Source organism: Acinetobacter sp. CWB-B33, assembly GCF_039655955.1.
Lineage (GTDB): Bacteria > Pseudomonadota > Gammaproteobacteria > Pseudomonadales > Moraxellaceae > Acinetobacter > Acinetobacter bouvetii.
Genome location: NZ_JAGFEU010000004.1, coordinates 1 through 13,241 on the forward strand (window position 1 = coordinate 1; position 13,241 = coordinate 13,241).

Consider the following 13,241-nt stretch of genomic DNA (forward strand, 5'->3'; position numbering starts at 1 on the left):
TCTTAGCGCTGATGGTAGTGTGGGGTTACCCATGTGAGAGTAAGTCATCGCCAGCTCATTATTCGAAAAACACCCCTAACTCAAGCAGTTAGGGGTGTTTTTTTATGCATTAAATAAAAATAGAAAGGATGAAGCGGAAGGACGGGCAGAGTCAGAAAGCCAGCATAAGGTTAATCTGCTGTTTCAATAGAATTCAGCTGCCGGCGCGCATGCTTTAGTGCGGTGCGGAGCCTAATATTGATGAACAGATTATTGAATTTTGCCGCCGCATTGACAATTTTTACGGTATTGATTATCGCTTAGGAAGTGATTTCGACACTTGAATAAGCCGCATTTTACTTAATTTCAGTAAGTTCTTTTAATGCGGATAAAGTCGAATTATTGAATCTCGAAATCGACACTAAATGTTAAAAATGAGACTTTGTATTTGTTTATCTCTATTTTATTTATAGAATTTCATAGAAATGTGAATAATATGAATTGATATGTGATTCTTTGAAAATAATTGAAAAAAATGACTTAATTTAATCAATGTATCGATTAATACCTGTTTGTTTAAAAAGTTATAATATTTTGATAAATAATGATATTTTTTTAAATTTGCTTTGTTTTATACCTTCCGATAAATGGCTTTGATTTTTATTATTAATTTATCTTTAATAATTATGAAGCGATTATTTTAATGGCCAAGGTGATTTATGAAGAATATTATATTTTCAATAATGACATCAGGCTGTTTATTATTTTCTGGATGTATGAGTACAACCAATATGGGCACCGCTGGCGCAGACCGTAAACAATTTATGGTCATTCCTGAAAAAGTATGGACCGCCCAATCAGAGCAATCCTATACACGGTTTGTGAATAGGGCGAAAGATCAGCAGGTTTTGGTCATTGATGCAAAGCTGAATCAAGTTATGGAACAGCTTCGCACTGAAGCAGATGCATTCCGCACAGGATCAGAGCAGTGGAAGTGGGATATTAAAGGCAATTTAAATGGTGAATTAAATGCACATAGCTTGCCTGGCGGAAAAATTATTGTGAATACCGGCCTATATTGGGGGCTGAAGCTGAATCAAGATGAGCTGGCTTTTGTTGTGGCGCATGAAATGGCGCATTCGCTGCGGGATCATAATCGGGAAAAAGCATCGATGCTGCTGGCAAGCAATCTTGCCATATTAACTGCTACAGCAGGTGCAGGCGCAATTGCTTCGGCAGCCGCCAGTGTCACCAGCCAAGCGGCTTTGATTCCGAAGGGCTGGAATTTAGAAGTTGAAGCAGATGTGATTGGCTTGGATATTATGTCCCGTGCCGGCTATAACCCCAAAGCAGCTGTAGACTTCTGGACAAAATTTCAGAATGAAAGCAACCGCCGCAAAGCTTTCGATATAAAGCCGCTGATGAATGATGCGCTATATGCAAAACGCATCGCAAACATTGAAAAATATTTGCCGGAGATGCAGGCAAGATATGCACAGGTTCTAGCCACCAAAGCCCATTCAAGCCAATATGCAGCGCGGAATATCGCGCAGTAAGTTTTGGATTGTAATCGGTCTAGGTTTTCAGCATCCGCAAGGGTGCTTTTTTTTGATTATCAATCGAGGCGTTTTGTATAAATTATAGTCAAGCAAGATGAATGGAATTCATGTTAAAATGATCGGCTTTCATCTTTGATCTGATCTTCAGGTCTTTCATCTGCCAGCCGAGAATTGCTAGCCATGTCTACTGCTTATACCATGCAGACCGCGCCGAAAGCGCTGTTTGATTACGACAAATATTGGGCGTCGTGTTTTGATCCTGCGCCATTTTTGCCGATGTCGCGCGAGGAAATGGATCAACTCGGTTGGGACAGCTGTGACTTTATTCTGGTCTGCGGCGATGCTTATATTGACCACCCGTCTTTCTGTTCAGGCATCATCGGGCGTACCTTGGAAGCACAGGGTTTTCGTGTCGGGATCATAGCGCAGCCTGACTGGACTTCGGCTGAAGCATTTAAAGTTTTAGGCAAGCCGAATATTGCCTGGGGTGTCACTGCAGGCAACATGGATTCGATGATCAACCGTTATACGGCTGACCGTAAAATCCGTTCAGATGATGCCTATTCTCCTGATAATCAGCCGAATAAGCGGCCAGACCGCGCAGCAACGGTGTATTGTCAGCGTGTGCGTGAAGCCTATCCGGATGTGCCTGTATTGTTAGGCGGGATTGAAGCTTCATTGCGCCGCATTGCCCACTATGACTATTGGTCAGACAAAGTGCGCCGGTCTGTGCTGATGGATTCCAAAGCCGATTTGCTGATGTACGGCAATGGTGAACGTTCGATCACTGAAGTCATGCACCGTCTGGCTCGCGGTGAAAAAATCACGGACATTACGGATGTTCGCGGTACCGCATTTATTGTCAATAAACATAACCGCGCCTCTAAAGCGAAGTTCGTGGAAATTGCTTCCAATGACGTCGATGCGATTGGCCGTGTTGATCCAATCATCAATCCTTATGTGATGACTGAGGATCTGGACGGTTGTGAAATTGAGCAGGGCAAGGGCAATTCTTTAACGCAATACCAAAATTTCCAAAAAGAAATCGTTACGAATCAAATTGTCCGTGAAGGCGATAATCTGGATGAAAATACCCAGATTGTGCAGCTGCAGCCTGCATCGAAAGCGATTAAACATAAGTTGCCGCCGCGTGAATTGGCGGTGATTCGCCTGCCTGCATTTGAAGCGGTGGCAGATGATCCGGTTTTATATGCACATGCCAACCGGATCTTGCATCTGGAAACCAATCCAGGCAATGCGCGCGCCATGGTGCAAAAGCATGGCGAGCGCGATGTGTGGCTGAATGCGCCGCCGATTCCGTTGACCACCGAAGAAATGGACTATGTGTTTGACCTGCCTTATGCGCGTCTGCCGCATCCTGCCTATGGTGAAGCGCGTTTCCCTGCCTTTGACATGATTAAATTCTCTGTGAATATCATGCGCGGCTGTTTTGGCGGCTGTACCTTCTGTTCGATTACGGAACATGAAGGCCGTATTATTCAGAACCGTTCTGAAGAATCGATTCTGCGCGAAGTGGAAAAAATCCGTGATACCGCGCCGGGCTTTACCGGCATTATTTCAGACTTGGGCGGCCCAACCGCCAATATGTACCGTCTGGCATGTAAAGATCCTGAAATTGAAAAGAACTGCCGTAAGCCGTCATGTGTCTTCCCTGGGGTATGTCAGAACCTGCATACCGATCATGCGCCATTAACCCAGCTGTACCGTAAGGCGCGTGCGATTAAAGGCATTAAAAAGATTTTGATTGGTTCAGGCTTGCGTTATGACCTTGCAGTATTGAACCCTGAATATGTCAAAGAGCTGGTGCAGCACCATGTCGGCGGTTATTTAAAAATTGCCCCTGAACATACCGAAAAAGGCCCATTGTCGAAGATGATGAAACCGGGAATTGGGACGTATGACCGCTTCAAGCAGATGTTTGAGCGGTTCAGTAAGGAAGCCGGCAAGGAACAGTATTTAATTCCGTATTTTATCGCAGCGCACCCGGGCACCACAGATTATGACATGATGAATTTGGCCATTTGGCTGAAGAAGAACGGTTTCCGTGCCGATCAGGTGCAGACCTTCTATCCGTCGCCAATGGCAACTGCAACGACCATGTACTACACAGGGAAAAACCCGCTGGCGAAAGTCGCGCGTTATACCGAAGATGTGGATATTGTCAAAGGTGAGAAGCGCCGCCGCCTGCATAAAGCATTCTTGCGCTACCATGATCCAAACAACTGGCCGCTGCTGCGCGATGCCCTGAGAGAAATGGGCCGTCAGGACTTGATTGGCAACTCGAAACAGCATTTGATTCCAACCTATCAGCCTGCAAGTATTGAAGGTGAATATAAATCTGCACGTAAGAAAAATTCGAGCGTAGCAGGGGATTCACAGAAACGTACCGGTGAGCAGGGAAATCGTGGAAAAGCGGCACAAGGTCAAAGCCGTCCATCGAATACTAAAAAGCGCCCTGAACGCGGTCAGATTTTGACGCAGCATACGGGCTTGCCGCCGCGTGAAACAGGCGATAAAAAGCCGTTTGGCGGCACAAAGAGCAAAGCAAAAGCCAAATCCAAGGCTTAACTAATTAAAGACTAAGGGCGCTGCGGCGCCCTTAGTCTTTGGTAAAAATCAGTTTATCGGAATTGTTAGACAATCATCTAAAACAGCCTTGCCAGATTTTCCTGAAATAGCATACAGTAAGAAGATTAGCCGGTGATGGGCTATATTTCTCATATAAATAAGCATGTGCAGTTACAAATAAGTGACACAGCTGTTGATCCGTTTTAGTGGATAATTAAGCTTGGTGAGAAATTTTTAAATCGCAATTTTAACAATAAGACCCGTTGCAGACTGAGTTGAATGAACACGCTGCAGCTTAAAACGATTATAAAAAATGTAAAGGATTATGAGAGATGGCAATTTATATTGTGATCGCGAGCATACTGCTCGGCTGCATGCTCATAATGGCTTGGAAAAGTCTAGAAAATAATGCCAAGCAGCAAGATAGCGCATTGAAACAGCGCGCTATTTTCAATATTAATGAGCAGCTGACCTATACGCGCCTCAAGGAGATTCTGCCAAATCATACTATTTTGGCGCATGTTTCTTTTGATGCACTGCTGACAACCAAGTACTACCGGACGCGCAATAAGTACCGGAATATGGTTGCAGATTTTGTTGTGCTGGATGAAAGCCAGCAGATAAAGGCGATTATTGCTTTGGATGATCCTATGATATTAAAGCGCATACAGCGTTCACAATATCAGGATGCTTTGCTGCAAATGGCTGGCTACCGTGTGATCCGCTATGATGATGTGCCGGAGTATGCTCAGCTGAGGGATGATTTTTTGAATGGGCATGCGCGATTTAAGCCAATAGCGCCGGTGAGCGGCCTGAAAAAATATCATCTGTATTCGGATTTGGAACGCAAGAAGCTGAAAGCGCTGAGCTGAAGCCAATAAAAAAGCATGCCCTAAAACGCATGCTTTTTTATTATCAATGCAGGCTTATTGGGGATTTATGCCGCTTTAACCGCAACCACGGTCAGTTCTACCAAAACATTGGGATCATAAAGCTTGGCTTCTACACACGTGCGCGGCAATGCTTCAATGTCTGAAACCCATGCATCCCAAACTTCATTAAACGCTGCATAATCTTTTTCAATATCTTTTAAATAGATGGTCACAGACATGATATGGCTTTTGTCTGTGCCTGCATCTGCTAAAAATTGATCAATGATATCAAGTGTCTGTTGGGTTTGGCCTTTGATGTCTAAGCTGAAATCACTGGCCAGTTGACCTGCCAAATGAACTAAATTTCCTGAAATGGCAACTTCAGAAAAGCGTTTTGCAACATGCAGGCGTTGTACAGTCATGATCATTCTCAAATCTTGTTTATCTTTTAAAGTTTACGTGAACATTGCCATTCTGCAAATCTGCTTTTCCAGACTTTGTGTTATGTGTTGGTGAGTGCGGCAATGCGAACCAAGGTTTTGTATTTAAAAATAATCAGGCAGTTTTGCGCAGGGCAGACAATTAAATTGCCGAGGTTTAAGAATTGTATTTTTGCAGTCCGCAATTGGTTTAAGCACAAGGCCATGGAGCATTGGAGCGGGCAAAGCTGCTGGATATTTTCGATATTTGGCTGTTTTTGAATGGTGGCAATATTCATTTTAGAACCTATTGATTTGATGATTTTTTTGGTTTAAAAAACCGTTAAAAAGTGGATGGTATTGCACCATCCACAGCGTTGAGATGAATTATTGAGGCGGGGTGTAGGATTCAAGTTCGCGCTCCGGCCTGTTGCTGATTTGATACCAGTCAATATGCCGGGTAATGAACATCACCACAGCAAGCACAATGAAGGAGATCACAGAACCGATCAGGAAAGTTTTGCCTGAAGACTGCAATAGCATATACATGATGGCGTAGAGTGTGCTGAGAATAATTCCAAATAAAATCGCAGGCTTAATACCTTTCATGACGAAGAATAAGTACCATGTCATCAGGCCCACGCAGGCGATGCAAGCCACCGCATATGCCCATGCAAAGGCATAGTATTCACTGATTGAAAGCAGCAGGACAAAGAAAATGCCCTGCGCCATGGCCACCAAGGAGTATTGAATTGGGTGGATACGCAGGCTTTTCAGCACTTCAAACAGGAAGAAGCAGCCAAAGGTTATGATGATAATGACGATCCCGTATTTAATCGCGCGGTCTGTTTGGGTATAGACATTCACCGAATCTAAGAATTCAGTGCTTAAACCAATTTTCTGATTATTTTCAGTTTCATATGCTGTATTTTTTGCAATGTAGCCATTGCTGAATTGGCGGATGCATTCACTATTATCACAGTCAATGAGCCGGTTGATGTTTTGATGGCCGAGTGCAATGTTTTTCCAGCCGGCCGTAAATTGCTGGTGACTGCTGGTTTTTTCAAAGGGCAGGTTTTGCCCTGAATATTTGGTGTCTGCCCAATTGCCTTTGGCTTGATAGTTCACGCTGCGGCTGGTTGGAATCAGCGTGAATTTGCCTAAACCTGTGATATTTGCAGTGAGATGAAAATTAAAACCATTTTGAATCGCAGGAATTAACTCAGGATATTTCTGCGCAGAAATACTCATGAAGTCAAAACCTGCATCGTCATGGCCTTGCGTACTGAGTTCAAAAGCATAGTTTTTATTGAATATACTGAGTGACGGCTGTGTGTCTAGCCCGCGCGGGTCATGCACTGGGAAAAGGATTTCAGCTTTGTCCCATTGGTAATTTTTATTTTCCAATGCTGGTTTTTGAAAGATGCCTTTTGCCGTTAAGTTGGCCTGGTAACTGATTGCGCGATAGATGGTGCGCTTATATTTATGGTCTGTAACATCAAAGCTGGATTGCCATTGGGTGCTGTCAGCACTGATATACATCGATTTTTCTTGGGTACAAGCGTAGGCAACTTTTTGTTCATCTAGGCAGCTGGCTTGTTCTTGATAAGGCACGCGCACATAAGGTGAGATAATGGTTTGCGGGCTGATATTGTTTTGGGTAATTTCTTGAAGAAATGCCTTTTGGTAGCCTTGCCGTTCAGAAACAAGGCTGCTGATAAAGAATAAACCTATCCAAAATATAGCCACTAAAATCACGATGGCGATGATTTTGAGGGTGAGGAAGCTGGATCGCATCACTGATTTCCTGAGCGGTTGTTTTTGTCAGTGGTCAGTGTGCGAAATTGACATGTGTTTTGTTTGAGCGGGGCTTGTGCTTTATATGAAGTTTGGGTGAAGCCGCAATTACGGCAATTGAATTTTCACCAATACACCTTGTCGATGCGGTTGAAGAATCGAAATCGCATTCTCGCGGATATTTTGAATTTGGATGCGCCCATGATGCTGTTCAATCACTTGTTTGACAATGCTTAGACCAATGCCTGAACTGCGCTGCTGACTCAGCGGGCGGGGCAAAGAAAAGTAGGTATCAAAGACTTGGGAAAGGGCATAGTCAGGAATCCATTCCCCCTCATTAAAAAGATTCAATTCAATGCGCTGCTTGTTTTGCAGATGATGTGAACGATGCAGCTGAATCAAAATTTTCGCCGTATCGGCTGAAAAATCTAAAGCATTATCTAAAAGATTGGCAATGGTTTGCTGCATCCAAAAGCGGTCTGCGCGAATCAAGCAATTGGGTTCAAGATCCAATAAACACTGGATTTTTTTGGCCTGAATCTGGCTGGCATGCTGGTCTAAAATTTGCTGAATCAGTTCAGATAAATTAAAACTGTGAATTTCAATTTGATGCTTGGATTTTTCTAAGCGGGTCAGTAAAAGCATCCGATCGATCAAACTGCGCAGGCGATGGCTCTGCTCATGAATATGTGCAGCAAATTGCTGTTGATCCTGCAGCGGCAAGTCTTCTTTAAGCAGTTCCGCACTGGCTTGAATTGCGGTGAGCGGGCTTTTTAACTCATGGGTCAGCGTGTTGACATAGTGTTCGACATAAGCGCGGTCTTCCAGTTTTTCACGCATATTTTCAACCGCTTGCGCCACAAGATTGAGTTCTTTGGCTGAACGGAAATGCGGCGTTTGATTGACGGGCGCCAGCGCTTGGGCATATTTTCGCACCCGGTCAATGCTGTGTTTCAGCCAATAGGCCACCAGACTGGCTAAGAATAGACTGAGTAAGGCAATCCAAGCGGCTTGGCGGATCAGCTGATTTTCGGCACGTTGGATATAAGGCTGCACGGAAATATTGGGTTTGCCGATACTGACTACACCAATGAGTTTGGGCTGCTGATTCACCTGATAATAAATCGGGGCAGCAATAAACATGGTGCTGTTATTGCTGCCAAGATCATTGCCCTTTGCATCGTAATTGCGGGTGGAGCGAACGCCGTATTTTCCTCTCAATGTCAGATATACATCATTCCATTGTGAATAGTCTTGCCCCGTTGCCATCCCTTGTGAATCATAGATCACCATGCCTTGGCCATTGGTAATATAAATCTGCTGATTGATTTCTTTTTTATTAAATTGCCAAATTTTTGCATTCAGTTTTCGGTTGAGCGCTTTTTGAATTTTTTCATCAAATTGCGGTGTAGTGACCTTATTTTCATAGACATCTTCAGCGACGAGCATCGCAATGATATTGGCATTTTCCGCAAGCGTGTCTTCAACGACCTGCCTCACATTCGGTTTCACTTGCTGGTTAAAGGTATAGGACATAAACCACAAACCCAGCAGGATAATCAGCCCGAAGAAGAACCAAATGCGGATAAAAATGGACATCAAATATTATTCCTAGCCTTGAAACAATTCAAATATAGAACGGTTTAAACTATAGATCATGGTTAAATTCATCGCGTTATTTTCTATCCCAAAGCACCCATATCGGGGCTAAGGCTAAAAATATGGAAAGTAAATAGAACGCTTTAAAATAAAAAGCGAAAGCAAATATATAGGCACTGAAGCAGCAAGCATAGAGACTCAATTTAAAGCAGTATTCAATCAATTTTTCTTTAGGTGTTGGAGTTTCTTCATCTTCAAAATGCCATTCTTCGCTATATACGTCAGGGATAATGAATAACAAACAAATAATCATGATAAATAGAGCCGGAATTAAAATAATCAGCCCAATCTTGATCAAGTCGATATTCATCTTTTATCCATTTAAAATCATATTTTTTTCAAGCTGTAGCCAAAACCGCGATGGGTTTCAATCGGGTCTTGATCCCGCGAGATCTGCTTGAGTTTATTGCGGATACTTTTGATATGTGTATCTACAGTGCGTTCCAGACTGTGTTCAGGATGTTCCCACACATGGTCCATCAGCTGCTGCCGGCTAAAGACTTGTTCAGGACGGTCAATCAATAATTTGAGCAGCCGGTATTCATAGCGCGTGAGCTGAAGCGCAGTATTCAAATATTGAATTTGCAGGGATGCATCATGGCATTGCCAAGTGTTAGAATCTGATTTTGCAGGCTGAACAATCAGTTGGGCGCTGCTTTGCAATTGGCTTTGGATGTCCATTCTGCGCCAAATGGCTTTGATTCTTGACACAATTTCACGCGAGCTAAAGGGCTTGGTGCAGTAATCATCTGCGCCTATTTCCAAGCCGACGATTCGGTCGATTTCATCATCCCGTGCGGTTAAAAAAAGCAGCGGAGTATGATGCAAGAGGCGGATTTTTTTACAGACTTCAAAGCCGTTCAAATCAGGCAGGCCGACATCGAGAATAATAAAATCAAAGCTTTGCTGTTGAATAGAATCAATGGCCTGCCGTCCGGTATTGGCCCAAGTCACTTGCCAGCCTTCACGTTCAAGCGCATAACGCAAAGGCATCAGAATGGCAGCATCATCTTCTACGCATAAAATCTGCTTTTTATTCTTCATTGCGGTTCAAGCTTCTTTTGAAAAAACATCCGGCTGAGTTTGAGTGTACTGAAATTGCAATCTTTAGGCGAATGATTTAAATGAAGTTTAGGTGAACTTTGTACTGGATGTATGAATTGATTTTAAAATGAAAAGAACAGGTTTTGAGCGGAGAGAGTGCGATGGGGATGTATGAGCGCCCTGCAATATTCGGATTGGATCGTCACGCCAATTACAGGACATTATGCTGAAAGTAAAGGTGATTTTCAGCATCTCGGCGCATACATGGATAAATGCATCGCGCCATTAGATTACCCCAAATTTGCTGAAAGTGAAGCGCAATTTGCTTTATTTTTATTCTTCTGTGCAAAACTTGTACAGCAATGGCGTTTTAAAGCAGTGACAGCTGCGCTTCTTCCTGCAGGGCTGTCAGCTGATAAACACCAATGCCAATCAGCCGAAATTGAAAATTTTCAGGCAGATGCATTTCTTCCAGCAGCTGAATCAGCACGCGTTCTAAATCTGCCTGTGAACTGAGCGGTGTTTTAAAACTCTTGCTGTGCTGCAGCACTTGGAAGTTTTTCTGTTTCAGCTTGGCGGATACGCCGCGCGCATTCAGCTGCTTGCGCTCCAGGCTGCGCCAGACTTGATCAATCAATAGGGGCCAGTGAGGCAGGCACTGGGTTAAGGTCAGGTCATCATCAAAGGTGGTTTCTTTGGAGATCTGCTGCCGTTCACGTTCGGCCTGCACAAGGCGTTCATCAATGCCTTGCGCATATAAAAACAGCTGTTTGCCGTATTTGCCGAAATGCTGCACCAGCAGCGCTTCTTCAATTTCCTGCAAATCGCCCAAGGTTTCCAGCTGCATACTTTTGAGTTTTTCCTGTGTGACTTTGCCGACCCCTGGAATTTTTTTTAATGGCAGATCATGAATAAAAGCCTTAACTTTTGAGGGCTTAATAATGCATATGCCATTGGGCTTGTTCCAGTCGGAAGCGACTTTAGCGAGAAATTTATTGGGCGCGACGCCTGCCGATGCCGTTAATCCTGTAGTCTGAAAAATCTCTGCACGGATGCGCATGGCCACTTCGGTGGCGCTGGAAATATTTTGCAGATTATCCGTTACATCCAAATAGGCTTCATCCAGCGACAGCGGCTCAATGAGTGCGGTATAGCGCTGGAAAATTTGATGAATCTGCGCCGAAACCGTGCGGTATTTTTCAAAATCTGGTTCAATAACAATGACCTGCGGACAAAGTTTGCGGGCTTGGCTCATCGGCATGGCGGAACGCAAGCCAAACTCGCGCGCAGGATAGGAGGCTGCGCAAATGACCGCCCGCGGATGGTGTGAAGACACCACCACGGGCAAATGGCGCAGCTCAGGGCGTTCAAGAAGTTCTACAGATGCAAAAAAGGCATCCATATCGATATGAATGATTTTTCTCACACAAGCCGCATCGCTGGAAATAGACCGATGACTGAGTATCGCATAGCTGGCCGGCAGCAGGTAGCGCTTAAGGCAGACTGTACGACACAGGTTGACTCAGTAAAACGACCTGTGTTTTCTGTTTTGCGGCCGCATCAATCAAAATCTGCATGCTGCGCGCAGTATTGTCTGCTGCGCGGGGCAAAAACTGCAGCGGCTGATGCAGGGGCTGGAAAAAATCATCCCAATGAATCGGCACCACAATTTTCGGTTTTAATGTGCCCAATGTTTGCATCAAATAGCGCTGCTGATAGCCGGGCGTTTGTCTGGACAGCTGCGCAATGCCTAAAAATAAAACATCGGCGCGGATGTTTTTGAACTGATTGGCGATGGCGCCGGTACTGGCTTTGACCAGTATGCGGCAGCCATGATGCTCGATCAGGTAATCAAAACTGTGGCCTTCCTTAAATTCAGAAAAGCGTGCAGGCAGCGGCAAAGGGCGCGCAATTTCTTGGCCTAAGTCGTTATTTACCGCTGTGGGCGGAGTATGCTGAGAAGGAATGGCGGTAATGCTGAAATGGCCAATCTGCATAGTTTTCCAAGGCTGGACTGGAACCAGCTGCTGTTCAGGCACATGCCCGCCGCGTGCGATATTTAAGGTGCTGCCGGAGCCGATAATTTGAAGCTTTGGCAAGCGCTGGCCCAGCGCAGCAACATCCAGCGCATGATCATAATGGGAATGGGTGACCAGCAGGGCTTTGGCACGCTGCAGCTGCAGCTCCCGAATCATCTGTTCAATCAGCTCTGAATTGCTTTGAATCGGCTGCAGTAAAACTTGGCTTAATGAGGGCCGGCTGAAAAATCCGTCAATCAGGATTTGCTCCTGTCCATCATCAAACAGCAGGGTTGAGACGCCAAAAAATTTGACGGTTAATTTTGAATGATGCGCGGCGCTGCTGAGGGGCTTATATTGCCACTGCTGAAAATTGCGCAGCTGGCCCGAGGGCTGCAGCAGATAGGCGATGCTTAGGCTCAGCAGAATAATCAGCGTTGCTGCTAATCCGGTCAGCCGCTTTTGCGTTTTAGACATGCGTTGCAAGTTCCTTTGCATATTTTTATTATTTAGCTGGCTGCATCAAAGCGCAGGCGATTCCGCATCTTGTTATTTTTCCGCTTGTTTTGCAACGGCCTCATTAATTTTTAAGCCGTTTTTCAGTAAAAAAGCATTCCATTGCTTTTGTGTGCCATTAAAGACATTCAAATCGACCGTTTTGGGAATGCCTTGAATTTGCCCCTGATTGGTGTGCTGCCAGAACAGCCAGTCCGGATTGTTTTTTAACTCAGGTTTGCCTTGGTACTCCCGCACCCACAGCGGTGTTTCTTTAAATTCGCCGGCCAGCACTATGTTGTAGAACGTTTTGGAAATATAGAAAATCGGCTGTTTGCCATAGTGGCGCATGAGCCGGTCGTGCATGAGCTGGATTTCTTTCAGCAGCTGTTCTTTGCTGTAAGTGTTGATGCATTGGCTGTCATATTCCAAATCAATGACCGGCGGCAGCGCATCCTCTTTTTTTGGCACGGTTTCGATGAAGTTTTGCGCCTGAATGCTGCCGTCACGGCACAGGCGGTAAAAATGATAGGCGCCGACATGAAAACCCTGTTCACGGGCCTGCAGCCAATTCTCCTGAAATTTGGTGTCTTTAAAATCGCCGCCTTCCGTGGCTTTTAAATAGACAAATTGATACGCGCGCGGCGAAATTTTTGTCCACTGCACATCGCCTTGATGGTGCGAAATATCAAAACCTTTCACGGGATATGCTTCTGCAGAGGCAAAGCGGTGCGGCATGATCAGCGCATAGGCCAGCAATGCCGTGACTGCAAAGCCCAATAGTCCCAGCGCCGGCCGGCGGTAGGTTCG

Annotated in this window: 12 protein-coding genes; 3 read left to right on the forward strand and 9 right to left on the reverse strand. The window is 44.8% G+C overall.

Translation table 11 applies throughout. From position 1 onward, the window contains the following. Positions 1 to 755: 755 nt before the first annotated feature. The 3 genes from JZ784_RS12130 (at position 756) to JZ784_RS12140 (ending at position 4,999) form a co-directional block, all read left to right on the forward strand. Positions 756 to 1,535 carry a M48 family metallopeptidase gene (locus JZ784_RS12130; protein WP_346315050.1) on the forward strand — a complete coding sequence of 260 codons (780 nt, stop codon included), beginning with the start codon at positions 756 to 758 and terminating at the stop codon, positions 1,533 to 1,535. 183 nt (positions 1,536 to 1,718) lie between these two features. Next, positions 1,719 to 4,127: a YgiQ family radical SAM protein gene (locus JZ784_RS12135; RefSeq protein ID WP_005013505.1), complete on the forward strand. Its 2,409-nt coding sequence runs from the start codon at positions 1,719 to 1,721 to the stop codon at positions 4,125 to 4,127. A 332-nt stretch (positions 4,128 to 4,459) separates the two neighbouring features. Next, entirely contained in the window at positions 4,460 to 4,999 is a 540-nt protein-coding gene (locus JZ784_RS12140; RefSeq protein ID WP_005013504.1) for a DUF2726 domain-containing protein, read from the forward strand. Between the two features lie 65 nt (positions 5,000 to 5,064). Here the strand turns inward: JZ784_RS12140 and JZ784_RS12145 are convergent, their stop codons facing one another. The 9 genes from JZ784_RS12145 to JZ784_RS12185 all read right to left on the reverse strand — a co-directional run bounded on the left by JZ784_RS12145 (position 5,065) and on the right by JZ784_RS12185 (position 13,169). After that, positions 5,065 to 5,421, reverse strand: a complete 357-nt coding sequence (locus tag JZ784_RS12145; RefSeq protein WP_130144098.1) for a RidA family protein — start codon at positions 5,419 to 5,421, stop codon at positions 5,065 to 5,067. 80 nt (positions 5,422 to 5,501) lie between these two features. Beyond that, entirely contained in the window at positions 5,502 to 5,717 is a 216-nt protein-coding gene (locus tag JZ784_RS12150; RefSeq protein ID WP_219190497.1) for a hypothetical protein, read from the reverse strand. An 88-nt stretch (positions 5,718 to 5,805) separates the two neighbouring features. Then, entirely contained in the window at positions 5,806 to 7,215 is a 1,410-nt protein-coding gene (creD, locus tag JZ784_RS12155) for a cell envelope integrity protein CreD (protein WP_346315051.1), read from the reverse strand. 108 nt (positions 7,216 to 7,323) lie between these two features. After that, on the reverse strand, positions 7,324 to 8,814 hold the full coding sequence (creC, locus tag JZ784_RS12160; RefSeq protein WP_346315052.1) for a two-component system sensor histidine kinase CreC: 1,491 nt from the start codon (positions 8,812 to 8,814) through the stop codon (positions 7,324 to 7,326). Between the two features lie 76 nt (positions 8,815 to 8,890). Continuing rightward, a complete protein-coding gene (locus JZ784_RS12165; RefSeq protein WP_346315053.1) occupies positions 8,891 to 9,184 on the reverse strand; it encodes a hypothetical protein in 294 nt (97 codons plus the stop codon). A 17-nt stretch (positions 9,185 to 9,201) separates the two neighbouring features. Beyond that, entirely contained in the window at positions 9,202 to 9,918 is a 717-nt protein-coding gene (gene creB / locus JZ784_RS12170; protein WP_346315054.1) for a two-component system response regulator CreB, read from the reverse strand. Between the two features lie 370 nt (positions 9,919 to 10,288). Next, positions 10,289 to 11,344 (reverse strand): DNA polymerase IV, encoded by a 1,056-nt coding sequence (gene dinB / locus JZ784_RS12175; RefSeq protein ID WP_346315055.1) that lies wholly within the window; start codon positions 11,342 to 11,344, stop codon positions 10,289 to 10,291. 67 nt (positions 11,345 to 11,411) lie between these two features. Next, positions 11,412 to 12,413 carry an MBL fold metallo-hydrolase gene (locus JZ784_RS12180; RefSeq protein WP_346315056.1) on the reverse strand — a complete coding sequence of 334 codons (1,002 nt, stop codon included), beginning with the start codon at positions 12,411 to 12,413 and terminating at the stop codon, positions 11,412 to 11,414. A 72-nt stretch (positions 12,414 to 12,485) separates the two neighbouring features. Further along, positions 12,486 to 13,169 carry a GH25 family lysozyme gene (locus tag JZ784_RS12185; RefSeq protein WP_346315219.1) on the reverse strand — a complete coding sequence of 228 codons (684 nt, stop codon included), beginning with the start codon at positions 13,167 to 13,169 and terminating at the stop codon, positions 12,486 to 12,488. Positions 13,170 to 13,241 lie beyond the last annotated feature (72 nt).